Below are 24186 nucleotides of genomic sequence, written 5' to 3'. Positions count from 1 at the left end.
GCTGTCGGCCATGGCCGACAGCAACGCCTCCAGTCCGTCCGAGGAGAAAGCACCCACGTACGCAACTCCTTTCGGCTCCCCGGGAGTCACTCCCCGCTCCCGACGAGATGTGAACTAACGCTGCTGTTTATCGGTCAATTTTGAGCTCGTAGCGTCCCCATACGGTCGACCTTTCCAGGTTCATGACACTCTCGAATGCTCGGGGGCACTCACAGGCCCTACCGGCGGGAGGACGCTGGTGGAGTTCGAGATCAGGCTTTCGGGATCGGTGGAGATTCGGGCAGCGGGCCGCCGTAGTGATCTCGGATCGACAAAAACGAGGGTGACGCTCGCCGCCCTCGCCTGGGACGCGGGCCGCACGGTGAGCGTGGACACGCTGATACACCGCATCTGGGACGAACATCCGCCCGGCAAGGCGAGAGAAGCGCTCCACGCCCACATCTCACGGATCCGAGGCTCCCTGCGGATCGCCGGGGGCGACGCACCCGCGATCGTCAGCCGTACGAACTCGTACTCCCTGGAGGTCGACCCTGACCAGGTCGACCTGCGCTGTTACACGAGCTGCGTCGAGCGAGCCCGTTCTCTCGGAGACAGCCACGACGAGGAAGCCGTCCTGCGCCTGCTGGACCGGGCGGACGGTCTCTGGCACGGCGAACCACTGGCCGGGATCACCGGATCCTGGGCCGAGCATCTGCGCGCCGCCATCGGTGAGACCGGTCTCGTGGCCGCCATGACCAGGGCCGAGATACTGCTCCACGGAGGGAAGTTCGCCGACGCCGTTCCCGTGCTCCTGCCATTGGCCGAGGCACATCCCGTGGACGAGGCTCTGGCTGAACGACTGGCCGTCGCCCTGTACGGCAGCAACCGGACGGCCGAGGCGACCAGACTGCTCCAGCGGACGCGGCAGCGTGTCGTCCGTGACATCGGTCTCGACGCGGGCCGCGGGCTGCACCGAGTCCACCAGGGAATCCTGGCGGGGGCCCCGGCGGCGGCCCTGTTCTCCCGCGCCGGAGCCGACGAGAAGACGACACCCCGGCCGACGCGCCGGATCCCGGACAATCTGCCGCGCGATGTTCCGTGGGCCGGACGGCGTGAAGAACTGCGGCGGCTCACCGCAGCGCTCTGCGAGGGACAGGGAGTCTCGGACGTCGTCACCGTCGAGGCGATCCATGGAATGGGCGGTGTCGGTAAGTCGGCCCTGGCCGTCCATCTGGCGCACCGATTACGGGAGCGATTCCCGGACGGGCGTGTCTTTCTGCACCTGGGCGGGTGTTCCGTCGACCGGACACCGCCGACTCCGGTCCGGGCACTCACCGAACTGCTGCGGCTGGTCGGTTTGGCCACAAAGGAACTCTCGTGCGAGCTCGACGAGTTGGTCGCGCTGTGGCGCTCGGTGGCGCGTGACCGCCGGATGCTGGTGATCCTCGACGACGCGACGTCCTCCGCCCAGATCCGTCCCCTGCTTCCGGGTGCATCTCCGACAGCGGTCGTCGTGACCAGCCGCCGTCGGCTGCCCGGACTGCCCGGAGTGCGACCGGTCTCACTCGACGTGCTGCCGCCCGAGGACGCGGTCGCGCTGCTCTCGGAGCGGCTCGGGAAGGGCCGCGACACCGATCCGTCGGACCTGGCGGAGATCGTTCGGATCTGCGGGTACCTCCCGCTGGCTGTCGAGATTGCCGCGAGCCGGTTGCTCGCCCACCCCTCGTGGACCACGTCCGACCTGTTGCGCCAGCTCGGCGGCGGAGGCGGTGGTGGCCGTCTGGCCCAACTCCACGATATGGAAAGGACGTTGACACATGTCTTCGCGATCTCCTACAACGCGCTGAACGCCGAGCTGCAGCTGGTCTTCCGCCGTATCGGACTGCATGTGGGGGTGGAGTTCGGGCCTCGGGCGGTCGCTGCGCTCACAGGATTCTCCCTGGAGACGGCCGAACGCTTACTCGAGGAACTTCTGGCTCATCACCTCGTGTCCGAGCCCATTCCATACCGTTTCACCATGCATGATCTTTTACGCGACTACGCGCGATCGCTGATCGATGCCGGTGACGCCGATTCCGAGGACGACGTCCGACGGGCACTGCAAAGCCTGGTGGATCATTACGTCCATGCTGCGGACCGGGCCGACCGGCTCGCCTATCCCTTCCTTTCGCGCACGGGTCTCGATACCGGTGATCCCGCCACTCCACCGTTTCCGGAAATCGTCGACGCGCAGTCGGCAGAACAGTGGCTGATCGCCGAGTCGGCCAATCTCCTGGACACGCTGGACTGGCTTGTAAAGCACGGCACGGAACGTCAACTCGCCATGGCTGTACATGTGTTGGCGGGATTCCTGGACATGGAGGGACACCTCGCCGCAGCCGAGCCGTTGCTTCGGCGCGCCGCGGCCCATTGGGACGTCGCAGGTGACAGCGTGGCCAGGGCGCAAGCCCTGCTCGACCTCTGCGTGGTGTACACCCACGGCTCCCGCTACGGCGAGGCCACCTCGGCCGCGCGTGAGGCACTTGACGTCGCCCGGTCTCTGGAGGACCGGGAACTGGAGAGCGAATGCATTCACCAAATCTCGATCTCCATGTGGCAGACAGGCCAGTACGCTCTGGCTCGATCGCTTCAGAAAGACTCTCTGAGTTCTCTACTGCAAACGGAAGATATCCTTCGGATAGCGCGCTGTAGAAATTTACTTGGAATAACTCACCTCCACCTTGCGGAGAATGACGAAGCGCTGGCGTGCTTCGCCTCGGCCCTTGTCGGCTTCACGGCGGTAAGTGATGATCGCGGAAGATATAGTGCGCTGAATAATACGGCGGAACTTTACAAGAGAACTGGGCATCCAGAGGCGGCGGAAATAACTTATCGGCAGGCTATGGTCGTGGCGGATCGGATGGGGAATCCGAGAGACAAAGCCACGCTCCAAATGAATGTGGCATCCGTCATCGATGAGTTGGGCAGAACCGATGAAGCCCTCGCGTTATACAGTGCGGCTATTCCGGTGCTGAGGGTCGTCGGAGACCGGCGTGCGGAGGCCATCGCGCTTACGCGAATCGGCAGGGCGCATCGTGCGGCCGGACGCACGGAGGAGGCCTTGGTGCAACACGTCGCCGCACTTGAGGTAATACGTGCCATCCACGCGGCCGGTGAAGAGGCCGATGTGCTCTACGACTTGGCCCTGGCCGAACGGGATGCGGGGCAAACGGCTCAGGCTGTGGCCCACCTGGAGGAGTCCCTGAGGGTCAGCCGGCAGATAGGCGCTCCCGTCGAGGAGGCCCGTGCCGCGGCATTGCTGGCCGAACTTCGGGGCGAAGTTACTGCCTAGGAAATAAAAGGGAGACGTGCGGGCGCGCAGAGTTACGCGCGTAAACCGGCACAGACTTAAGTCGTGCTGCCATTGAGGCGTCCTCGCGTCCGGGCACCCTGTAGGATTATCGCTCGGAGGGCGCTGCTGCCACCGGTCCTGGTCGGACTTTGCCTTCCTCGTTTTTCGCGCATCGACCGGTGTTACATGAATTTGAAAGGTACATGGCTACGTGAAATACCTGCACGCCGCTGCGATACTTACATTCACATGCATTGCATATGCAATCATCAGCGGACCTGGGGGACCGACCAACCTCAGTATATGAACGGCCCGGTGTCCGGAACTTGCCGCCAACTCGTGGCTCGGTACCGGACACCGACTCCCGAATGTGGCCGACGGCGATCGCTCCGGTGAGCGGGCGGCTCTGAGACGATGACGCTCCGATTCGTTCGACTCCGCGGAACGACTGGGGGTACAGGCGTGGATCCGATTTCGGCGAGCCTTCTCACGGCGGTGGCGACCGGGGCGGGCGGTCAGATGGGGCTGCAGCTCTGGGAGGCGTTGCGCGGGCTGGTGAGGGGAGGCCGGGCAGAGGAAGCTGCCGGATCACCGGACCCGGCGACCGGCGAAGACGAACTGACCTCCTTGTCCGAAGCTCCCCACGACCTGGAGCGAGCGCGGGCGCTCAGCGAGGCACTGAGGCGCCGTGCGGAGCAGGACCTCTTGTTCCGCACGAACTTGATGCAATGGCAGCAGCAGGCGCAGTTGTTGCGTACCGGTGACGGAAACACGACTAATACCATCAGTGGGGGCAGTCAGGGCGGCCCGGTCGTACAGGGGCGAGACTTCTCCGGGATCAACTTCAATGTCCCGGGCCAGGGGTAGCACCCTCATCAGTCATCAGTCATCAGTCATCAGCCATCCGTAGGTCGGGGGGCCCGATGGGCGCGGCGGCACCGGCCGTGGGAGGGGTCTCCCGCACCTTTGAGGGGCCGGGACGTACACGGTCCAGGGCCGAGGTCCGTGACGCGGTCGCTGACGTGGTCCGGCGCCAGACGGAGTCCGGAGCTGCCGCGTGATCGCCGTCATTGCGGATACTTCCGGTCTGCTGGCCGCTCTCGCCTCGACGCACCCGGAGCAGGGGGCGGCGAACGAGGCGATCATGGCGGCCGGGCTCCTGGCTATGTCCCCGTTCCCTGCTGGCGGAACTCGATCACGCAGCCACCCGCGAACTCGGGCGCGCGGTCGCCGTCAGCGCGGTCGATGACCTCCGGCGTTGGATGAGCCGGGACCGGGTCGTCCTGCCCGAGATCACGGGGAACCCCCTGGGCGCCGCCCAGTCCGTCCGCGTCCGCTACGGCGCACTGGATCCCGACCTCGCCGATGCGGTGAACGGGGCGGTGGCCGTGGAGTACGACACCGACGCGATCCTCACCCTCGACCGGCGCGACTTCCGTGCCGTGCGGCCGCTCGGCCGCCACAAGGCTTTCCGGGTGTTGCCGGAGGATCTGCCACTCTGAAGCGATCACTCCGGCGCCGAAGTGCCTCTGCCAGAAGGGCAACGGCGAGAGCGAGTGAGCGAGCGGCCTCTGGGTTTTCCTCGGCCGCTGCGCACGCCCAACTCGTTGAGCGCTTCGCCAGTGCGCAGATGCCGATGCGCAGAGCGGCCGACATCCTGCCCGCCGTCCGCGCGGAGGCCAGCCGATCTCGAACTGGCGCGGCCCGGGAACGGTGGCCTTGTCCCTCGGCATCGGCCCTGTGCAGCAGCGGCCTCCGCGCCCCCGGCCCACCTGCACCGGTCCGCACCCCATCGCCGCATTCCGGCCGGCCCGCGGCTCAGTGGTCGTCGGTGATGGTGGTCGCGATGCCGTTGCTGATCTCCACCTCGGCGGAGAAGCCCTTCTTGGCGGCCGTCTCCAGTTGGGCCTCGGTGCACTCGACGCCGCCCTCGCCGCCCGGCCCGGTGTTCACGGCGTCGCAGATGTCGTCGTAGCCCATGATCTTGGTGTCATCGGCGACGAGGAACTGCTGCTCGGTGCCCTTCATGTCGGAGACGGTGTACTTGCCCGGCGCCAGGTAGGACACGTTTCCGAACCAGGTTCCGTTGACACCCTTGCCCTGGTCGATGCCCTCGATGACCGACTCGTCGCCGCCGGAGGACGAGTCGGAGTCCGACCCGGAGGAGCCGGAACCGGAGTCGGCGTCCTGCTGGGCGGCGCGGCGCTCGGTCACCAGGGTCGCGGCGCCGTTCTTCATCTCCACGTCGGCGTTCACGGCACCCTTCTTGAGGGCTGCCTCCAACTGGTCCAGCGTGCACGGCGCATCCACCTTGGAGTCGGCCCGGCCGCATATGGTGCCGACGCCGTAGACCTCGGTGTCTTCGGCGACCCAGAACTGTTGGTCCTCCTTGCCCGCTACGGACACGATGTACTTGCCCGGGGCGAGATAGGTGACCTTGCCGCTCTTGAACGAGCCGCTGACGCCCTCGGAGCTCTTGGCGTCCGACGTATTCCCCGCGACCGCCACCGGGCTTGCCGCGTCCGTCGGGCTCTTGTCGGACGAGCTGTTGTCCGTGCCGCTCTGGCATGCGGTCATCAGCAGTCCGGCGGTGAGCGTGGCGGTGGCGACGATGGCCTGGCGCAGGTGGCGGTTCAGCACGGGAGATTCCTTCCGGAGGCGGGGTGGCAGGGAGCCGGCGGCGTTTCCGCCCCTTCCCGCTCTGTGATCACTATGAGGAGGCTCAGCTCCCACAGGTCACGCCTGTCCTTGCTTCAGAACAGCGCGGTCACACAGCCATGACACAGCAACACATCGGCTGTGAAAGCCGGTTGTCACCGTTGGTGGCGCGTTGGTGGCGCGTTGGTGGGGACCGGCGTGTGCTGTTCGGCGCGCTCCTCCTCTTCCCGGCCCGGCGCGCTGTGGGGGTTCTGGGCGAGTCCGCGCGAAGTCCGGTGAAGCAGATCACTGCCAAGTCCATGCTGAGTACACTCCGTCACCTGGCAGGAGGGTCGGCTGTGGGGCGAGGGGCGGGGCGGGTGGGGCGGTGCTGGTGACGCCGGAGGCCGGGGACAGGATCGCTGACCGGTATCTCTTGCAGGAGCCCATCGGCAGAGGCGGAATGGGCGTCGTCTGGCTGGCCTGGGACGAGCGGCTCGAACGGCCGGTCGCGGTCAAGTGCGGGCGCCTGGACGACGATCGGGCAACGCGACGGCTCATGGGCGAGGCGCGCAATGCCGGGCGGCTGCACCACCCGAACATCGTGGGCGTCTTCGACTTCGTCGACGAGGGCGCCACCTGCTGGATCATCATGGAGTACGTCCCCTCGCGCAGCCTTGCGCAGATCGTGACGGAGAGCGGCCCGCTCACGCACGAGGAGGCCGGGTCGATCGGCTGCCAGATCGCCGCCGCGTTGGTGAAGTCCCACCGCGCGGGCGTGGTGCACGGCGATGTGACGCCGGAGAACATCCTCGTCACCGGCGAAGGCATCGCGAGACTGACCGACTTCGGGATCTCGCGGGCCCTGTGGAGCGACGTCACACACAGCGCGCCGGGCAGTGTGCGCGGCAAACCCCGCTATCTGGCACCGGAGTTGGCCAAAGGGCAGCCCGCGGGGGAGAAGTCCGACGTGTTCTCCCTCGGCGCCTCCCTGTTCGCGGCGGTCGAGGGCCGGTCGCCGTACGGGGAGGCCGAACACCTCATGGCGTATCTGGCCCGGGCCGTCGAGGGACACATCGAGCCCATGCACAGGTCCGGCCCGCTGGACGGGCCGCTCACCGAGCTGCTGGAGGTGGAGCCCCGGCGTCGGCCCGACGCCGCCAGAGCGCAGCAGCTCCTGACGCGCGCGGCGCCCCCACCCCCGTACATCCAGGAGCAGTTGCACGACAGCCGTACGGGGGACCGCACGCTACGGTTGCCGCGACTCCTGCGCCGCGCTGGGGACTTCACGCCCTTCATGCTTCAACCGCCACAGCCCGTACGTCGACGACGACGCCGCCACCCCTTGGCGATTACGGCAGTCGCGGTGGTCGCGGTGGGCGCGATCACGGCCGGTCTCGTCGTCTTCGGCCCGTGGGCCTCCAAGGACGAAGGTGACAAGGGGAGTCGTACCGGCGCGGCCGACGCGAAACCGTCGGCCACGGCGCAGGCCGGCGCCATCGGCGACGAGCGCACGGCGGACCCCTGCGGGCTGCTCGACGCGGCTTCGCTGAGCCGCTTCGGCGACACCGCACTGGACCCTGACTACGGGGAGATCGACCGGTGCGACGTCCTGGTGCGCAACAACAGTGGTGACGACAACGCGGATGTTCAGGTCAACCTCGATTCGGACCGGGACGATTTCGACGACATCCAGTCCACCCGCCTGGTCGGCAGCCTCACCGTCGTGACGCTCAAGCGCGACGGGACGGCCTGCGCACGGGCCGTCCTGACCACCGACGGCAAGCAGGTCCGCGTCATCGGGAAGCAGTTCGACACCCCGTCGCCCGACCCCTGCGAGATGGCCGACGCCGCCACCGACCACGTGGTCGGCGTACTGGCCGAGGGCCCGGTGCCCCGGCGTTCGTCGTCGCCGGCCGCGGACTCCCTGGCCCGGCTCGACACCTGCACGCTGCTCGATGCCACCGAGCTCAAGCGGCTTCCCGGCGTCGAGGTGGACAACCGGGACCGCGGCTTCGGTTCCTGGGACTGCGACTGGTCGAGCGATGACGGCGACCGCGCGGTGGAGATCCAGTTCAGCCAGGACAACTCGCTGGACGCCGACGACGGAACGCCGGTGAACGTCGCGGGCTCGAAGAGCTACTTCATCGCGGACGAGGCCGAGGACGACAGCTGCACCGTACGGACCCCGCACCGCACCTACACGGACCCGGTCGGCGACCGCACCACCGAACTCTTCCAGCTGACCGTGTACGCTCCGCAGCCGACCGGCCAACTGTGCGACGCCGCAACGGAGTTCGCCGCCGTCGTCGTACAGAACATCGCAAAGCGACTGCCCCCGACGTGACATGACTGAGCCGGGGACGGCACGGAGGCACGGCCTCGGCTTGTGCCCTTCGGAGGCATCCATCGGGCCCGTGGGGAGCTGTCGCACAGTAAGCGTCGGCGGAAGCCGTACAGATACCGTGCGTACGCAACCGGCAACCCGGCAGTCGGCAAGCAGCAACCGGCAAGGCCCCGGGAGGTTGTCCGTTCTTACCGGCATGCCAAGGGCACGGCTGCGAAGAACGGGCTCTGCCCGTCAGCGCGACGTCCGGTCGGCGACATCGGGCGGAGGAGCGGACGGAGCCGCCTCCAGGCGCAGATCCGGCGCGTCCGTGCGTTCGGTGCACGGGACCGGGACCGGGACCGGGACCGGGACGCAGGGGAGAGGGGCGTGAGCGGCGGGGACTTGGGGATACGCGGCGGAGAAGGGCAGCGGCGGCGGGGCCGGTGCCGGTGTCGGCGCGGGGACGGCGCGGGTCGGAGTGCGGCGGCGCGCCAGCCAGAGGACGGCCGCCGTGTACAGGGCGATGCCGGCCAGGTCGATGGCCACCAGCTGCCAGGAAGCGTCCGCGGCGGTGTCGTCGCTCTTCAGGCCGTCGACGACGGCGGCCGAGACACCGAAAGCCAGGAGGTTGTTCACGGCGTGCAGTCCGATCGCCGCCTCCAGGCCGCCGGTGCGTACGGTGAGCCAGCCCGCGACCACCGCGAACACGGCCAGGTCGGCGAAGCCCCACGGGGTGCCCCAGCCATGGGCGGCGGCGAACAGCACGGCCTGTGGCACGAGCGCCCACCAGGGGGAGCGCACGAAGCCGCCGACCGCCTGCGTGAGCCAGCCGCGGAAGACGTACTCCTCGGCGGCCGCCTGGAGCGGCACCAGGAGGACCAGCATGGCGAGGGCCGGCCCGAAGACCTCCCAGCCCGCCCACCGCGACGGCGTGGCGTCGTCCATGGGCGGCAGGAGCATGGCCCCGGCGGTCACGGCGAGGACCAGGAGGGCTGCCAGCACGCACAGTCCCAGCCAGCGCCACCGCAGTCCGCCGGTCACGGACGAGACCGTGCCTGCCGGGCGGCGGCCGGTCCAGCGCACCGCGAGCAGGACGACGGGCAGGGCGGAGGCGATCACCAGCAGGTCGAGGGCGGTGCCTGTGACGGGACCGAACTCGACGGTTCCGTCGGGGGCTTCGGGGTACCCCCTGGCCGTTCCCAGGGCGAAGCTGAGGCCGTAGAGCAGCGCGGCCACGAGCACGCACGCCACGGCCACGAACCCGGTGCCCAGCACGGACCGCCACCATCGATGGCGTGCTGAGGCGCGGGCCATGCGGTGGTAGGGGAGCAGTTCGGGGAGGGGCGCGGGTACCGGTGCAGCGAGCGAAGTCGTCATGGAGACAAGCCTCGCCGCGGGCCTGATTCCCCACATCGGCCGCGGGCACGAACGGCGCCTCTGTCGGAGGGTGGAGAGCGGCCTCGTACCTGGGGCCTGTGTCGCGCCGCAGTACCCGGCCCTACGCTCGTGCCGAGATGGAGACGACACGCAACTGGCTGCTCCCCGCGCTGCTCGCGGCCGGACAGATCGCCTGGCTGTGGCCCGGAGTCGGCTTGGCCGGCGCGGAGGTGCCCGGGGCGGCGGCACTTGTCGCAGTCCTGGGCGCGGTGGTCGCCGAGACGGCCGCGCTGGGCCGTCGACGGCAGGCGCCGGTCCGGGCCCTGGCCTGGTCCCTCGGCGCTCTCCTGCTGGGCCAAGTGGCCTGGCAGGACGGCTACTTTGGGGCGGGTGCGCCGGTCGCGCTGTATTCGGTCGCGGTCCGCTGTCCGGTGCCCGTGACCGTACGCGCGCTCGCCGCGGCCGTGGGTGTCGAGTGGTTCCTGTCGATCGTCCAGGTCGGGGTCCGGCCCGCGCTCGCCTCGGAGTGGGTGCTCGGCGCGCTCCTGTACGCCGTCTGCGCGGGGCTCGGTGAGGCCCGACGGCAGTGGCTCAAGGGGCGGTCGCTCGCGGCCAGCCGGCTGGCCGGCGCGGAGGAGATCCGGCGGCGGGCGGGCGACACCGAACGGCGGCGGCTGGCCCGCGAACTGCACGACGTGAGCGCCCATCACCTGACCTCCGTCGTCATCACGGCCGACGCCGCGCGCAGACTCGGCGGCAGCAGGCCCGAGTTGACGGCCGAGGCGCTGTCGTTCGCCGAGCGCACCGGTACCGAGACCCTGACGGCGCTGCAACGGCTCGTCGGTCTGCTGCGCGCCGTCGACCGTTCGGATCCACGTCCGATGACCGCGCGTGTCGAGGAACTCATCGCCGGATTCGGCCGGTTGGGGCGTCCGATCGATGCCGTGCTCCCCGCCGACCTGGCCGGTCCGGCGGCCGAGGCGGTCCACGGAATCGTCCGCGAGGCCCTGACGAACGCCTTGCGGTACGCCCCGGGCTCCGCCGCGCACGTCAGCGTCCTGCGCGGTGAGGGCGTCCTGGAACTGGGCGTCGACAACGCTCCTCCGCGCGGCGCGGCGCCGGACGGAGTCGGCGGCGTCGACGGCCTGGGGTCGGGACGAGGCGTCGCGGGGATGAAGGAGCGGGCCGCGGCCGTGGGCGGGGAACTGTCGGCCGGCCCCGCACCCGGCGGTGGCTGGCGGGTCCGGGCCACGCTGCCCGACGTCACGGGGCCGTGGGGTCCGCCCGAGGGCGCGGGCCGGCGCGACGTGCTGCGGGAGCAGCGGCTTGCCGACCCCGCGCTGGTGTTCACGGCGACGCTCCTTCCCCTGTTGCTCGCCCTGGTCACCGTGGAGGAGTGGACCGGCGCGAGCCTGCGCACCGCGGTGCCCGGCCTGCTCGTCGTGGCCGTGCTGCTGGCCGCGCACGCGGTGCCGCTGCTGTGGCGGCGGCGCGCTCCCTGGTCGGCGTTCCTCGGCGTGCTGGCCACGTCGTGGCTGTGGCCGGCGGCGATTGTCGGGGTCGGCCTGCCGTCGCGGGTGTCCGAGTTCTTCGCCGGCGGTGCGCTCGTGGAGCTGCTGGCGGTGTACGCGGTGGCGGTCTACGGCCGGGGAGCCGCCGGTACCTGGCCCGCGTGGTGTGCGGCGGCGGTCTCGCTCTCCGGGACCCTTGTGGCGACGGCGGGCGCGGACGGCGAGTTGTCGGGCGAGGACTTGATGTGGCCCGCCGCCGTGGTGATGTTCGTGCCGTTGGCCGTGGTGCTCGCCGTTGTGTTCGCCGGCCTGTGGGGTGCCGGGCTCGCCGTGCGGCGCCGACGGCTGCGGATCCTGGCCCAGGACGACTTCGCGCTGGCCGGCGCGCTGTGGCATGCGGAACGGGCCGCGGACGCCGAACGGCACCGGCTGGCGGCGAAGTTGCGCGACGCCGTCCTGCACCCCACAGCGGGACTGGTCGAACAGGCCCGGCAGGGGCGACTGGAGGAGGTGGCCGCCGGTGCCCGGTCGGCACTCGCCGCCATGCGTGAACTCCTGCACAGCCTGGGTGAGTCGGAGGACGGTACCGGGCCAGGGCTCGCTCCGGCGCCCACCGCCGCGGACCTCGACACGCTGTGCCGGACCGTACGCGCGGCCGGTCGGGACGTGACGCTGCGGGGCCTGCCGGAGGCCGCACGGAATCTGCCGCCCGCTGTGACCCTGTCGGCGTACCGGATCGTAGAGGCGGCGCTCGGCGCGGGCGACCAGGGGCCGGCGCGGGTCACGCTACGCCGACGGCGGGACACCCTGCGCGTCACGGTGACGGGCGTACCGCTGGCCGTGACCGGCCCCGTGGCCGAACGCCTGAAGGTACAGGTGGGGACACGGCCCGGACGTATCACTCTCGAACAGGCAGGTACCGTACGGGTGTTGCTGTCGACCCGGCCGAGTCCGCCGGAGTCCGTCCAGGAGGTGTTCCCGTCACCACACGCGTGATGGTCGTCGACGACCAGGCGGTGGTGCGCGCCGGATTGGCCGCCATCGTGGACGCCGAACCCGATCTGACGGTGGTCGCCGAGGCCGGTGACGGGGCGTCGGCGGTGTCGCTCGCCGCCACCGAGGCGCCCGACCTCGTCCTGATGGACATCCGCATGCCCGGCATGGACGGTCTCACCGCGACCCGTCTCATCACCGCGCAGGAGCGCCCGCCCCGAGTCCTCGTCCTGACCACCTTCGACCTCGACGCCTACGTGTACGAGGCGTTGCGCGCCGGAGCCTCGGGGTTTCTGCTCAAGGACGTCCTGCCCGAGGACCTGCTGTCCGCGATCCGCGTGGTCGCCACCGGAGAGGGCATCCTGGCCCCGACCGTGACCCGCCGGCTCATCGACACCTTCGCCCAGGGCGCCCCGCAGCCGCCGTCCGTGACGGGTGCGCTGTCCTCCCTCACGCCGCGCGAGAGGGAGGTCCTGCTGCATATCGCGTCGGGCCTGACGAACGCCGGGATCGCCGCCGCCCTCGGAGTGACCACGGGCACCGTGAAGACCCATGTGAACGCCCTGCTGTCCAAGCTGGGCCTGCGGGACCGGGTACAGGCCACGATCCTGGCCTACGAGAGCGGACTGGTCAGGCCGCGCGGAACAGCCTGAGCGCGGAAGCCACGCCCGGCCCCGCCGCGTGCCGACAGTACCGACAGGGGTGGCAGGGGTGGCAGGGGTGACGGTGCCGACAGGGGTGACGGTGGTGGTGCCAGTGGTGGAGTCAGACCTGTCGGCCGGTCAGGTGGGCCCGTCCGGACTCAGGGAGAAGGCCGTGTCGCCGGCCATCGCCACGATCGCGTCCTTGACGAGCAGCACTTGCGGCGGGGTGTTCTGCGCCTTGTCCCCGGGGTCGTCCAGTGCGGAGGTCCGCCATATCTCCGCTCCGGTGTGGCTGTCCAGTGCCAGCAGGCGGCCGAAGCGGTTGGAGAAATAGACCCGCTTGTACGTCGCCGACACCGCGGGCGCGGACAGGCTCTCCATGTCCGTCGCCTTCTGCCAGAGTTGCTTGCCAGTGTCCGCCGACACCGCGGTGACCGACCCGTTGGACCGGACGAAGTAGACGACGCCGTCCACAAGAGTGGCCGCGCCGGTCAGTGGACGTGCCAGCGGTATCCGTCTGACCTGCCCGGTTTCCGGGACCACTCGCAGCAGCGCGTTGTAAGGCCGTTCGTACCCGGCCTCGTACACGTCCTTCGCGGTCTGGGGGGCGAGGAACACGGGTTGCCCGCCGACGGCACCGAGCGCTTCCGCCTTCCGGGGCAGGGCGGCGGTTTCAGTCAGGCTGTCGGCTTCGAGCCTCATCAGCTCGACCGGGGCCTGGCCGGGCTCGGTGCCGGCCGAGCACAGGGCGTAAGGGACGCCTCCCAGCGCCGACGGAGTGCAGTACTCGTCCAGCGAGGGCGCCCGCCACAGTTCCTTCCCGGAAGGCCCGTAGGCGACGAACGACGAGTAGTCGGGGGAAAGGGTCAGCAGTCCGCCGTCGTACAGGACCGCGTCCTCGGACTTGCTGATGTCGCGTTGCCACCGCCGGTCCCCGGTACCGGCGTCGAGGGCCACTACGCGCCTGTTCGCATCGTCCGGATCCTCGTACACGTAGACCAGCCCGTCGCGGACGCCGATCGGTTGCGTCCCCTGAGGGCGGGTACCGGTCCGCCACACGGTGCGGCCGGAGGCCGGGTCGACCCTGGCGACCGTGACGCCCGTACCGCCACAGAACAGGGCGTTTCCCTCCGCCACGCACCCGGGGTTCTGGTAGTCGAGAGGGATACCCGTCACGTCGTACCGCAAGGCGGTGCGCCACGGCTGCCAGCCGTCGGGCAGCGACGCGGCACGGGCCGTCGTCGTGGCGGTGGCGGTGACGTCGGAGGCGGTGGTCGTGTCCCGGCCTGACAGGAAGAAGCCCGCCCCGACACTCAGCCCCGTGACGGCCAGCGCCGTGCCGAGGCCGGCGAGCACCCTCCGGGCTCGGCGTCCCTTGCCGGTGCCGGTCGCGACGCCCGCAGAGGTGGTGGCCGCGCCCTGAGGAGTGGGGCGGGGCCGGGACTTCGCGGACTCCCTGGTCTTCCGGGGCGCAGGGGAGTCGGAATCCGGCAGCGCCTGGAGCATGCGATGCAGATCCGCCAGTTCCGGCCGTGCGGCCGGGTCCTTGTCGAGGCAGCGCTCCACGATGCGCAGCAGCGCTTTGGGTACGCCGTCGAGGTCCGGGGCCTCGTACATGACCTGATAGCCGGTCAGGTACGGGCTGTCGCCGTCGAACGGTCCTGTGCCGACGGCCGCGAACACCATCAGCGAACCCAGCGAGAACACGTCCGAGGCCGGGGTGACGTCCCGGGGAGAGGAGAGCTGTTCCGGCGACATGAAGGGCGGAGTGCCGATCATCCGCCCGGTCACGGTGAGTCTCTGGTTATCGGCAGCGCGCGATATGCCGAAGTCGATGACGCGCGGCCCGTCCTCGGTCATCAGGACGTTGGCCGGTTTGAGGTCCCGGTGCACCAGGCCCGCCCGGTGGATGTCGCGTAGCGCCTCGGTGAGACCCAGCCCCAGCGCGCGCAGGTCACGCGGGCTCAACGGGCCGTCCTTCTTCACGACTTCGGCAAGATTGAACCCCGGCACGTAGAGCGTCGCCATCCACGGCCGGTCGGCGTCCGGGTCCGCGTCCACGACAGGCGCGGTGAAGGCGCCGCTCACTCTGCGCGCTGCCACGATCTCCTGCCGGAAGCGCGTTCGGAACTCCTCCTCCTGGGCGTACGGCCCGTGCACGAGCTTGACCGCAACCTGCCGTCCCGAGGCGGAGACTCCCAGATAGACGACTCCCATGCCGCCCGCCCCGAGCCGATCGAGAAGGGTGTAGCCACCTATGGACTCCGGGTCCCCGGTGCTCAGGGGCGTCATCGCCGATCATCCTTCCCAGCGCCTGCCTGCCTCACGGGGATCAGAGTAGGGCCTGCCACCCCGGAAGCGGAGCCGCGGCTATCACGGATCGGTGCCCACGTGGGCACGTGCCCACGGGGGACACGTGTCCCCCGTGCCCCTGTGCCGTGCGACGTCGCATCCGTCCTAGCGGGGGCTCCACTTGCGGCCGCCCAGAGGATAGTTGTGCCGGGGATGCCGGGACGGCCGGGACGGCCAGGACGGCCAGGACAGAGAATGAGGCGGGCCGGTGTGGTGACGCTTGTGTGCGTGACTTGCTCGCCGCTGCGGATCAGAGTGTCCTGGGCTTGCCGGGCGACCTCCTGGTCGGGGTCGCCGAGCAGCGGCAGCAGGACGGCGGCGGACCGGCCGGCCTCCTCGCAGTGTTCGATCCCACGGACGCCCTGACGGCGCACGAGCGGCACGGGGTGTGCGAGGGCCGCGACGTAAAGGTCGAGAACGGCCATGCCGAGCTGGGAGAACGCGAAGCCGACTCGCTTGCGGGACTCCTCGGTGGACGCGGAGACGAGCCCCTGGAGCAGACCGTCGAACCCCGCATCCCCGATCCGCCCGAGTACGGCGGTGATCGGCCGCCAGTCCACCGGGGACTCCGCGTCCATCACCTCCCGCACCAACTCCTTCACCCCGCCGGCGCCGAGCGTGACCAACGCGTCCGCTGCTGCCTCGTGCCGGTCTGGCCTGCCGAGGTCCCGTATCAGGTCGGCGTTCACTCCGTGCCGCTCCAGCAGGTCGACCAGGCTTCCGCGCGTCATCATTCCGCAAGGGTCTGACATCGACTGAGCAGTCCAGCTACTCGTACGTCCTTCGGGCAGGCCGTTCGTCCAAGAACGCCGTCCCATGATGCGGTCGTGGTGTGTCCCTTACCGGACTGGACAACAAGCAAGGCCCAGGTCTCGGACCTGGGCCTCAATGATGGAGCGGGTGACGAGAACCGAACTCGCCCTCTCAGCTTGGGAAGCGACGGTGCTTGCTGAGCCAGGTAGCGTCTGACCTGGTCTTGTGCTCTCTGTGGTGGCAGCCGAGGGTGCAGGCACGCACCGCTGTTGCCCGTGGTTGCCCGCCCGTACGGGCCCGGATTGGGCACGGCTGCGGAGGGGTCATTGGTCGGGATCCCCGTACTCCGTCTCGGGCACGCCGATGTCCGAGAAGATGGTCCGTGCCTGTCGCCTCATCAGTTCTGCGGCGTCGCCGTCGGTCTTCAGGTGGGCGCGGGCGAGCGCCATGAGGGTGCGGGCCTCGCCGAGCCGGTGGCCGGTCTCGCGGTGTACGGCGAGGGCCTCCTGGCCGAGCTCGACGGCTGTGCCGTGTCCTTCCTCGGCCTCCGCCGTCTCGCACAGGGCTGTCAGGGCCTGACCCTCCACCACGCGAAACGAGTGGTCGCGGGCCAGGACCAGCGCCTGCTCGGCGTGGGCGCGGGCCTCGTCGTACCGGCCCGTTTCCTTGTGGGTGAGGGAGAGGCACAGGAGGCTGTCCGCCTCGGCCCGTTTGAATCGTGCCTCGCGGGCCAGGGCGAGAGCCTGCTCGCCGGCCTGAAGTGCCCCGTCCTGCTGTCCCAGTCGTCGGCGGGCGGCGGCGACCGTGGTGAGGATGCCGGACTGAACCCAGTGCCGTTTCGTGCCCTCAACCAGGGAGAAGGCCCGCTCGGCCTGCTCCAACCCTTCGCCGTGTCGGCCGAGTTCGACATTGATCTTCGCGATGGCGTTGAACATCATCGCGTGGCCGTTGCGGTAACCGGCCGTCTTGCCGGAGGCCACCTCCGGGCCGAGAAGGTCGAGTCCGTCGGTGAGACGGCCGAGTTCCCAGTACACCCCGCCCAGGATCTGCAGGGCCGAGTAGGAGTCCCACCAGCTGACCTCTGCCGCGAGGGCGACGGCACGTTCGAGGTGGTCCGCGGCCTCGTGCAGCCGGCCCAGATCCCGGCAGACCATCCCGAGGCCGATTATCCCGAAACCTTCGAAGTAGCGATGCCCGATCTCACGGAAGATGCGCAGGCCGGCGGTGAAATCGTCGTGCGCCCCGTCGAGGCGCGCCATGCTCCAACGCGCCATGCCTCTGAGGCCGAGAGCCGACGCCTCGCCCGTCGCCCAACCGAGCTCCCGGCTGATTTCCAGTGCGCGTGTGGCGTGTTCCATCGCCTGTTGGACATGTCCCCGGTCCCACCGCGCCGCTGCAAGGCTGGAGTGCATCGCTGCCTGGCCGAACAGGTCACTCTCGGTCTCGGCCGCGTCCAGTGCCGTCTGCGCGGTGGTCTGCCAGGTCTTCCGTGGCAGATGGATCCAGAAGTCGCTGAACAGTGCGGAGGTCAGGTGCCAGGAGATGGGGCGGGGGCCGTGGTGGGCGGCATGGTTGATGACGGCGAGCAGATTCTCCCGTTCCGCATCCAGCCATGGTCCGGGAGCGGCGGCCGACGGCATGCCCGGATGTCTGCCGGGATGGAGGTTGCAGGGCAGGTCCGGAAAGAGTCCGGTGCCCGCGGTGGTTCGGGTGGCGTTCAGGTACCAGATCAGGAGCCGTTCGAGGGCGGCTTCACGGTCCGGCGTCGCCTCCTCCACCAGCGCACACTGCTGTGCGTACTCACGGAGGAGATCGTGGAACCGGTAACGCCCCACCGTCGCGGGTTCGATCAGGTGGGCCGAGATCAGTGCGCCGATCAGCCGCCGGGCCTGTGGCAGTGGCGCATCCAGGAGCGCCGCCGCGGCCTCGGTGGTGAACTCCGCTCCTGGGAACAGGCCGAGCAGGCGGAACAGCCGGCGCGCGGCGGGTGCCAGGACCCGGTACGACACCGAAAAGGCCGTACGTAAAGGGGAGTTGGCGTCACCGTCCGGCTCCAGTGCCTCCAGCTTGTTGCCCTCGGTCATCTCGGCGACGAGGTCGGCCGTCCGCAGGGCCGGGTCGCCCGCGAGCCTGGCGGCGGCCACACGCAGGGCCAGGGGGAGGCTGCCGCAGAGCTGGATCAGCTCATCGACGGCGTGTTTGTCGTCGTCGACCCGCTCCGTGCCGAGGGCTCGGCTCAGTAGTGCGCGGGCCTCGTCCGGCTGGAGAAGATCCAGGGGCAGGGCGTGGGCGCCGTCGTGAGCGACGAGGGCGCCGAGCCGGTTGCGGCTGGTGACGAGGACGCAGCAGGTCGGGCTGCCGGGCAGCAGCGGTCGTACCTGCTCGGCGGAGGCCGCGTTGTCCAGCAGGACGAGCACGCGCCGGTCGGCCAGCAGGGTCCGGAACGCGCGGCCCTGGGCTTCGTGGTGCGGAGGGATCTCCGACGCCGTGAGACCCAGGCTGCGCAGCAGCAGTTCAAGGGCCTCGCCGGGTTCGAGGGGCTGCCGGTCGTGGTCGAAGCCGTGCAGGTTGACGTAGAGCTGGCCGTCCGGGAAGCGGTCGCGGACCTGGTGTGCCCAGTGCACGGCCAGTGCGGTCTTGCCGATGCCGGCGGCGCCGCCGATGGCGGAGATGACCACGGTGTTCGCCGTTCCTTGCGCCGGGGCGGGTGCAAGCAGCGAGTGGAGTCGGTCGAGTTCGCCGGTGCGGCCGGCGAAACCCGGAGTGTCGTGCGGGAGTTCGGCGGGTATGGCGCTCTCCCGCGGTGTGGAGAGCGTCGACGACGGCGGGCGCAGGAGGAAGGCGTCGTCCTGGTGCAGTACCGCTTGGTGTACCCGGCGCAGTTCCTCACCGGGATCGGTTCCGAGCTCGTCACGCAGTCGTACGCGCAGGTCCTCGTAGATGGTGAGCCCTTCCGCCTGACGTCCACGGCCGTACAGGGCCCGCATGCGCAAGGCTGTCAGCGACTCGTCGTAGCGGTCAGTCGCCGAAGACGCCGACAGCCCGCTCAGGTCGTCGAGGGCATCGCCGAACCGGCCCAGCAGGATCAGGCACTTGAGCCGCTCCAGCCGGAAGGTCCGTCTGCGTTCCTCCAGGCGCTGCCGTTCCTCCTGCGCGAATGGTCCCGGCAGCCCGGCCAGGGGCTCGCCCCGGAACAGCCCGATGGCTGCGGAGAGTTGGTCCGCGGCGGTGGCCAGGTCGCCCGAGGCGACGGTGCGCAGCGCCTCGGCGCCCCGTTCTTCCAGATCCGCCGTGTCGAGCCTGACCTCCTCGACGACGAAGCGGTACCAGCCCTTGCCGCTGCGGATCACCGACTCCGCGGGCGGGGTGCCTTCCGGATCGAGCACCCTGCGCAGCGAGTTGACGTGCGTGGGCGGCACCTTGTGGCCGCCTGCGGGAGGCTCCTCGCCCCACACCGCGTCGAGCAGCCGCTCATGACTCACCACGACCCCTTGGCGCAGCAGCAGAGCGGCCAGCACGGCCTGCCGCTTGACTGGCCCCACCTTCAGCGGCGTCGCGCCGCGCCATGCCCGTAACGGCCCGAGCACCTCCAGCCGCAACAGTTGAGGAGATCCTTCGTCCACCTCGAAGCCTCCGCTCCCCTACGTCATCGGAATTTCATCAGAATTGCAGCACCCCCAGCCATGGTGACGGACACGACATCGCACAACCCGCACAACCGAAGGGGGTCCGTGTGACCGAAGTGGAGTTGGTGGCCACCGCGTTGGCCATGGGGGCGGCGGCCGGACTCACCGCCACCTCGCGAGGAGTCGTCCAGGACCTCCACACCGTGCTGACTGAGGCGGTCTGCCGACGGTTGTCCGCCGGCGGCGATGGTGTGCGGGGCGGATACGGCGTACGGGTGCTGCTCGCGTACGAGATGGACCCTGATGTGTGGCGGACCCGGCTGCTCCAGGTCCTGGCCTCCGGGCTGGAGCTGGACGAGGAGATCCTCGGGGCGGCCCGCGCGGTGCTCCGCGCGGAAAGGAGGAAGGGCACATCACCGTGGTCGTCGCTAAATGACGGAGTGGGCGACCTTTCCGGCCATGCTGTTGGGCGCGGGTATCGCCATGGCGGTCTCGCCACTGGTGGAAGCACGCAGGGACCACCGTGAGCTGGGGCGGGAGGCCGGCAGACACACATACGACATCACGTGTGGCCGGCGCAGGACCCGACCGCAGCTGCGACTCCACATGCAGCTCTACGCGGGCAAGGGAGCCGACGGACTCGTCTTCCTGCGGGGAAGCGACGGCGCTTCGGCGGAGTCTACGACTTTGACCTGCGTAGATACCCTCTCTCCGAGGTGGGCGTCAGGGTCGGATCGCACCGCTGTTGACCGTGGTTGTCTGCACTCATGGGCACTCATGGGCGCTCGGGGTTTCAGACCGGAGCGGGTGACGAGAGTCGAACTCGCACCGTGGTTGACCGCTCTTGAGGGCACGCCATGGGCACGCGCCCGACGCAGGGTTGGAGGATCGCTCGTGATGTGATCGTCGCCACAGGGACGACGAGTGCCGGACAGGACTGCGCCTCGGCCTGCCGGGTCATCGTGGACCAGTTGGTGCACGACGAGTTCGTGGCGGTGCTCACGCAGGAGGTCAAGGGTCTTACCACCGGTGCTCCCGACGACCCCACTGTCTTCTTCGGCCCGCTGAACAGCGCCGCGCAGCTGTCCCGGGTCCAGGACCACCTCCGAAACCTCCCCTCGCATGCCCAGGTGGTCACCGGAGGGGAGACCCTGCCGGTCCATGGGTACTTCCACCAGCCCACCGTGGTGACAGGCCTGCGGCAGGAGGACCGGGCTGTCCAAGAGGAGATCTTCGGGCCGGTCATCACCGTCCAACCATCCAGCAGTGACGAAGAAGCCCTCCGCCTCGCCAACGGTGTGCGGTACGGTCTCGCGTCCTCGGTCTGGACGCGAGACCACCGACGCGCGATGACCATGGCCCGGAAGATCGACGCGGGCTGCGTCTGGATCAACTGTCATATTCCGGTCGCCGCCGAGATGCCGCACGGCGGGTTCAAGCACTCCGGCTACGGCAAGGACCTCTCGGCCTACAGCTTGGAGGACTACACCCGCATAAAGCATGTCATGACCTACCTGGGCTCGTAGCCGCATCCGCCGGCCGTTGGTGCGAGACGGCCATCGGGTTCATCGCAGCGCGATGAGCCCGATGGCGAGCGCGGCACAGGCCAGGCCGGTGGCCTGACGGTGGTTCAGGCGCTCCTTCAGGAGTGCCAGGGCGAGGAGGACGGGGATGGCGGGGTACAGGGCGGAGAGCACGGTGGCGATGGCCATGAGCTGTTGCCTGGTGGCCTCCAGGTACAGCACGATCGCGAGTGTGCCCAGGGCGCCGGCCGCCACCGTCGCCGCCCATGGCCGTCCCGTCAGCCTCCATCCGGCACCGTAGGATCCCAGGACCACGGCGATGACCGCGACGGAGACCACCCGGCTCAGCACCACTGGCCACAAGCCGCTGTCCTTGCCCACCTGTGCCATGGCCAGGAACTGCATACCGAACCCCCCGCTGGCGACCAGGGCACTGGTAACTCCTGCGGACACCGTCCCCTGCTGCTTGTCGTCCGGGTTCGGCGAACTCTGCGAGACCAACCACAGCGCCGGGAGGACGGCGGCGATCCCCACCCATGCGGGGAGTGCCGGGCGTTCCCCGAGGAGAAACACCCCGACCAGGACGGGAAGAGCCACGGCTCCGACGTCGCTGACCGGGACGACCACGCTCATCGCCCCCTGCGACATCGCCCGGTACAAGAAGGCCACACCCACTCCTGTCCCCACCCCCGACAGGGTCCCCCACCCGTAGTCCGCGAGCGTGGCGGATCCGGCGTCCAGGAACAGGGCCAGGAGCAACCCCAGCACGGTGCCGCCCAGTTGGGCGTGGAATGCCACGGTCAGCCCGTTGTGTCTGCGCGAGACCAGGCCGTTGACGAAGTGCGTGACACCGAAACACAGCGCGGACAGCAGCGCGAGCAGTTCACCCATGGTCACGCTCGTGGCTCACCCGGTGGTCCCGGTCCGCCTGGCCCACCGGACAGCTCGCTCTGTCCCGGACGCATGCACACCGGTCGCACAGCCGACAGAGGCGTTCGGCGTCACCAGGCTGTCGGTACAGTCCCGTCAGGAGCTTGCTCAGTAACTGGCCGAGCTGCTCCTGCTCGCAATCGTCGAGACGGCTCAGGGCCTGTCGCAGCACGTCGCCCCGGGAAGCGAGGAGAGCGTATACCGCCTGCGCGCCCAGATCGCTGAGCTGGAGACGGACCCACCCTCCCCAACTGGCTTCTTTGCGTATCAGTCCCTGTTTTTCCAGGCCCCCGACCATGCGGGCCGCCGCGGATTGACTCAGTCCTACCCGTCGCCCAAGCTCGGTGACGCTCAAGCCGGGGTTGGTGGACAACACCACCAGCGCGGCAGCCCCGCTTGAACTGGTGCCGACGGCCCTGGTCGCTTCGGCTACCACCACGTCACTGAGGGCCAGCGCGGCGGCCCCCAAAAGATTCGCCGTACGATATTCGTCATGCATGAGTCATGCGTAGCCCTGCTGACGTGCTGTAAACCTGCCAATCCGCGTCGCAGGCCCAGTTCGGTGTCCGTGGCGAGGCTTTGTGACCGTCGCTGAACGCACTCGCCTCACTGAGAAGGGGCGCCGTGGACAGACGTGGACGCGGTACTGCTCACCGTCTCCGAGCTGGTGACCAATGTGCACCGGCACACCCACAGCAGTGCCCAGTCGGTGATGATCTGTGACGACCATTACCTGCGTACCTGCGTACCTGCGTACCTGCGTACCTGCGTACCTGCGTACCTGCGTACCTGCGTGCACGACAAGTCCGGCGACCTGCCAGTTCCTCGCGCGGCTGGCACGGAGAGCCGCGGCGGGCGCGGCATGCCCCTCGTGGACGCCGTGGCCGACACATGGGAGAGGTCATGACGGAGAAGACCGAAGGCTCTGCAGCCAACCGGTTCTGCAAGGTGTGCGGGACACCGGCCGGAGACGGGAAACTGTGCGAGCACTGCGCGACCGTCCTGGATACTGCGAAATACGTGGGGCTGGTTGAAGACCAACACGCTGCCGTACGACGGGGTTTCGAGGGGCGCGGCGAGTAGCGCTGACGAGCCCTTGATCCTGTTTAGGGCACACGGAGGGCATGGCACGCCGCCCCCGAATTGGACTAGACGACAAACAACCCCCAGGCCGCTGACCTGGGGGCAAATTCTGGAGCGGGTGACGAGAGTCGAACTCGCACTCTCAGCTTGGGAAGCGACGGCGCCTGGGTGGGGTCCATGGCTTTGACCTGCGTAAATGCCTTCCTTTCGAGGTGCTCGTGAGGGTCGGATCGCATCGTTGTTGACCGTGGTTGTCCGTTCTTACGGGCACGCTGTGGGCACGGGCGCAACCAGCAGCCGGGTCATACGGGCGCGCGACTCTTACGCCGATCGGATCGGATCGACTCTCGCGCCGATCTGGAGTGTCCGTCGCGTCTGCGCATGCCGGGACCGGCACTCAGACGTGGACCCGCGTATGTTGGTGAAGTATTCTTCTATGTACATCACCAACATTGCGTAGGAGGTGCCGCATGTCTGTGACCCAGATCGACATCGATGACGATGCCTTGGAGCGCGCCATGGCTCTGTCCAAGGTCAGGACCAAGAAGGAGGCGGTCAATCTCGCTCTGCACTTCTACGCCGAGCAGCAGGAGCGTGCGGCGCGCATCAGCCGTCACTTCGAGCGTGCGCGTGAGTGGGGTGCCGTCGAGGACGCCGAGCGTCTGCACCGGGCGGAGAAGCACAGCCGGTGATCTACTTGCTCGACACGTCCGGCCTGGTCCGGCTGCTCCGCGATCCGAAACTGCAATCGGCCTGGTACGACGCGATCGATGCCGGAGCCATCGCATCCTGCTACGCGCAGCGCGCCGAGTTCCTGTACGGCGCTCGGAACGGACGCGAGTACGACGAGATCACGGAGATGTTCACTGATCTCTACCTGGACGTGTCGGTGCCGAAGAACGCAGGGCGCTGGATCAGTGCGGTGCAACACCGTATGGCCCAGGCAGGGGAGCATCGCAGTGCCTCGGCGGTGGACCTCATCATCGCCGCCACCGCGGCCCATCACGGTCTGGCTGTCCTCCATGACGATGCCGACTACCGCGCCGTTGCCCGGCACGCATCCGACCTGACCGAGCACAATGTCCACGACATCGCCTGAGGCGTTTTCAGCGCCTGAC

General features: G+C 69.2%; 17 protein-coding genes and 1 pseudogene. 11 read left to right on the top strand and 7 right to left on the bottom strand.

Annotated features, from left to right (window positions below):
* Positions 1–238 precede the first annotated feature (238 nt).
* The 3 genes and pseudogenes from ACFWP7_RS15355 (at position 239) to ACFWP7_RS15345 (ending at position 4812) form a co-directional block, all read left to right on the top strand.
* Positions 239–3310, top strand: a complete 3072-nt coding sequence (locus ACFWP7_RS15355) for a tetratricopeptide repeat protein (protein WP_384381547.1) — start codon at positions 239–241, stop codon at positions 3308–3310.
* A gap of 462 nt (positions 3311–3772) precedes the next feature.
* On the top strand, positions 3773–4177 hold the full coding sequence (locus ACFWP7_RS15350) for a hypothetical protein (protein WP_384381545.1): 405 nt from the start codon (positions 3773–3775) through the stop codon (positions 4175–4177).
* A 190-nt stretch (positions 4178–4367) separates the two neighbouring features.
* Positions 4368–4812: pseudogene (locus tag ACFWP7_RS15345) on the top strand (PIN domain-containing protein).
* Between the two features lie 316 nt (positions 4813–5128).
* On the opposite strand, the gene ACFWP7_RS15340 reads toward ACFWP7_RS15345, so the two are convergent.
* Complete coding sequence (locus tag ACFWP7_RS15340; RefSeq protein ID WP_384381543.1) at positions 5129–5950, bottom strand: hypothetical protein; 822 nt, start codon at positions 5948–5950, stop codon at positions 5129–5131.
* Between the two features lie 385 nt (positions 5951–6335).
* Here ACFWP7_RS15340 and ACFWP7_RS15335 point away from each other — a divergent pair, with 385 nt between their 5' ends.
* Positions 6336–8294: a protein kinase gene (locus ACFWP7_RS15335; protein WP_384381541.1), complete on the top strand. Its 1959-nt coding sequence runs from the start codon at positions 6336–6338 to the stop codon at positions 8292–8294.
* Positions 8295–8528: 234 nt separating this feature from the next.
* Here the strand turns inward: ACFWP7_RS15335 and ACFWP7_RS15330 are convergent, their stop codons facing one another.
* Entirely contained in the window at positions 8529–9653 is a 1125-nt protein-coding gene (locus ACFWP7_RS15330) for a CPBP family intramembrane glutamic endopeptidase (RefSeq protein WP_384381539.1), read from the bottom strand.
* Positions 9654–9790: 137 nt separating this feature from the next.
* Between ACFWP7_RS15330 and ACFWP7_RS15325 the strand changes: the two genes are divergently transcribed.
* Positions 9791–12160, top strand: coding sequence for a histidine kinase (locus ACFWP7_RS15325; RefSeq protein WP_384381537.1), 2370 nt, complete (start codon positions 9791–9793; stop codon positions 12158–12160).
* Positions 12160–12810: a response regulator gene (locus ACFWP7_RS15320; protein ID WP_384381535.1), complete on the top strand. Its 651-nt coding sequence runs from the start codon at positions 12160–12162 to the stop codon at positions 12808–12810. Before ACFWP7_RS15325 ends, ACFWP7_RS15320 begins: the two co-directional genes overlap by 1 nt.
* Before the next feature lie 129 nt (positions 12811–12939).
* Here ACFWP7_RS15320 and ACFWP7_RS15315 read toward each other — a convergent pair whose 3' ends face one another.
* From ACFWP7_RS15315 to ACFWP7_RS15305, 3 genes are all read right to left on the bottom strand, one after another.
* Entirely contained in the window at positions 12940–15093 is a 2154-nt protein-coding gene (locus tag ACFWP7_RS15315; protein WP_384381533.1) for a PQQ-binding-like beta-propeller repeat protein, read from the bottom strand.
* Positions 15090–15887 carry a HEAT repeat domain-containing protein gene (locus ACFWP7_RS15310; RefSeq protein WP_384381531.1) on the bottom strand — a complete coding sequence of 266 codons (798 nt, stop codon included), beginning with the start codon at positions 15885–15887 and terminating at the stop codon, positions 15090–15092. The genes ACFWP7_RS15315 and ACFWP7_RS15310 overlap by 4 nt, the downstream gene beginning before the upstream one ends.
* Before the next feature lie 342 nt (positions 15888–16229).
* Complete coding sequence (locus ACFWP7_RS15305) at positions 16230–19529, bottom strand: BTAD domain-containing putative transcriptional regulator (protein ID WP_384381529.1); 3300 nt, start codon at positions 19527–19529, stop codon at positions 16230–16232.
* 110 nt (positions 19530–19639) lie between these two features.
* On the opposite strand from ACFWP7_RS15305, the gene ACFWP7_RS15300 reads away from it, so the two are divergent.
* Both ACFWP7_RS15300 and ACFWP7_RS15295 read left to right on the top strand, forming a co-directional pair.
* Positions 19640–20059: a hypothetical protein gene (locus ACFWP7_RS15300; protein WP_384381527.1), complete on the top strand. Its 420-nt coding sequence runs from the start codon at positions 19640–19642 to the stop codon at positions 20057–20059.
* A 372-nt stretch (positions 20060–20431) separates the two neighbouring features.
* Positions 20432–21058 carry an aldehyde dehydrogenase family protein gene (locus tag ACFWP7_RS15295; protein WP_384381525.1) on the top strand — a complete coding sequence of 209 codons (627 nt, stop codon included), beginning with the start codon at positions 20432–20434 and terminating at the stop codon, positions 21056–21058.
* Between the two features lie 39 nt (positions 21059–21097).
* Here the strand turns inward: ACFWP7_RS15295 and ACFWP7_RS15290 are convergent, their stop codons facing one another.
* Positions 21098–21946 carry a GRP family sugar transporter gene (locus ACFWP7_RS15290; RefSeq protein WP_384381523.1) on the bottom strand — a complete coding sequence of 283 codons (849 nt, stop codon included), beginning with the start codon at positions 21944–21946 and terminating at the stop codon, positions 21098–21100.
* On the bottom strand, positions 21939–22484 hold the full coding sequence (locus tag ACFWP7_RS15285; RefSeq protein ID WP_384381521.1) for a MarR family winged helix-turn-helix transcriptional regulator: 546 nt from the start codon (positions 22482–22484) through the stop codon (positions 21939–21941). The genes ACFWP7_RS15290 and ACFWP7_RS15285 overlap by 8 nt, the downstream gene beginning before the upstream one ends.
* 135 nt (positions 22485–22619) lie before the next feature.
* On the opposite strand from ACFWP7_RS15285, the gene ACFWP7_RS15280 reads away from it, so the two are divergent.
* From ACFWP7_RS15280 to ACFWP7_RS15270, 3 genes are all read left to right on the top strand, one after another.
* Positions 22620–22892 carry an ATP-binding protein gene (locus ACFWP7_RS15280; protein WP_384381519.1) on the top strand — a complete coding sequence of 91 codons (273 nt, stop codon included), beginning with the start codon at positions 22620–22622 and terminating at the stop codon, positions 22890–22892.
* Positions 22893–23538: 646 nt separating this feature from the next.
* On the top strand, positions 23539–23760 hold the full coding sequence (locus tag ACFWP7_RS15275; RefSeq protein ID WP_172629543.1) for a type II toxin-antitoxin system VapB family antitoxin: 222 nt from the start codon (positions 23539–23541) through the stop codon (positions 23758–23760).
* Positions 23757–24167: a PIN domain-containing protein gene (locus tag ACFWP7_RS15270; protein ID WP_384381517.1), complete on the top strand. Its 411-nt coding sequence runs from the start codon at positions 23757–23759 to the stop codon at positions 24165–24167. Before ACFWP7_RS15275 ends, ACFWP7_RS15270 begins: the two co-directional genes overlap by 4 nt.
* Positions 24168–24186: the final 19 nt, after the last annotated feature.

The sequence above is a fragment of the Streptomyces sp. NPDC058470 genome (genome assembly GCF_042721055.1).
In the GTDB taxonomy this organism is placed as follows: Bacteria; Actinomycetota; Actinomycetes; order Streptomycetales; family Streptomycetaceae; genus Streptomyces.
This window is presented reverse-complemented; position numbering and strand designations above follow the sequence as displayed.

What these genes read in the sequence shown, in the direction of transcription:
- ACFWP7_RS15325 (WP_384381537.1), top strand. Translation starts at nt 9,791, where the DNA reads ATGGAGACGACACGCAACTGGCTGCTCCCCGCGCTGCTCGCGGCCGGA.
- ACFWP7_RS15310 (WP_384381531.1), bottom strand. Translation starts at nt 15,887, where the DNA reads ATGATGACGCGCGGAAGCCTGGTCGACCTGCTGGAGCGGCACGGAGTG.
- ACFWP7_RS15285 (WP_384381521.1), bottom strand. Translation starts at nt 22,484, where the DNA reads ATGCATGACGAATATCGTACGGCGAATCTTTTGGGGGCCGCCGCGCTG.
- ACFWP7_RS15275 (WP_172629543.1), top strand. Translation starts at nt 23,539, where the DNA reads ATGTCTGTGACCCAGATCGACATCGATGACGATGCCTTGGAGCGCGCC.
- ACFWP7_RS15330 (WP_384381539.1), bottom strand. Translation starts at nt 9,653, where the DNA reads ATGACGACTTCGCTCGCTGCACCGGTACCCGCGCCCCTCCCCGAACTG.
- ACFWP7_RS15290 (WP_384381523.1), bottom strand. Translation starts at nt 21,946, where the DNA reads ATGGGTGAACTGCTCGCGCTGCTGTCCGCGCTGTGTTTCGGTGTCACG.
- ACFWP7_RS15315 (WP_384381533.1), bottom strand. Translation starts at nt 15,093, where the DNA reads ATGACGCCCCTGAGCACCGGGGACCCGGAGTCCATAGGTGGCTACACC.
- ACFWP7_RS15320 (WP_384381535.1), top strand. Translation starts at nt 12,160, where the DNA reads ATGGTCGTCGACGACCAGGCGGTGGTGCGCGCCGGATTGGCCGCCATC.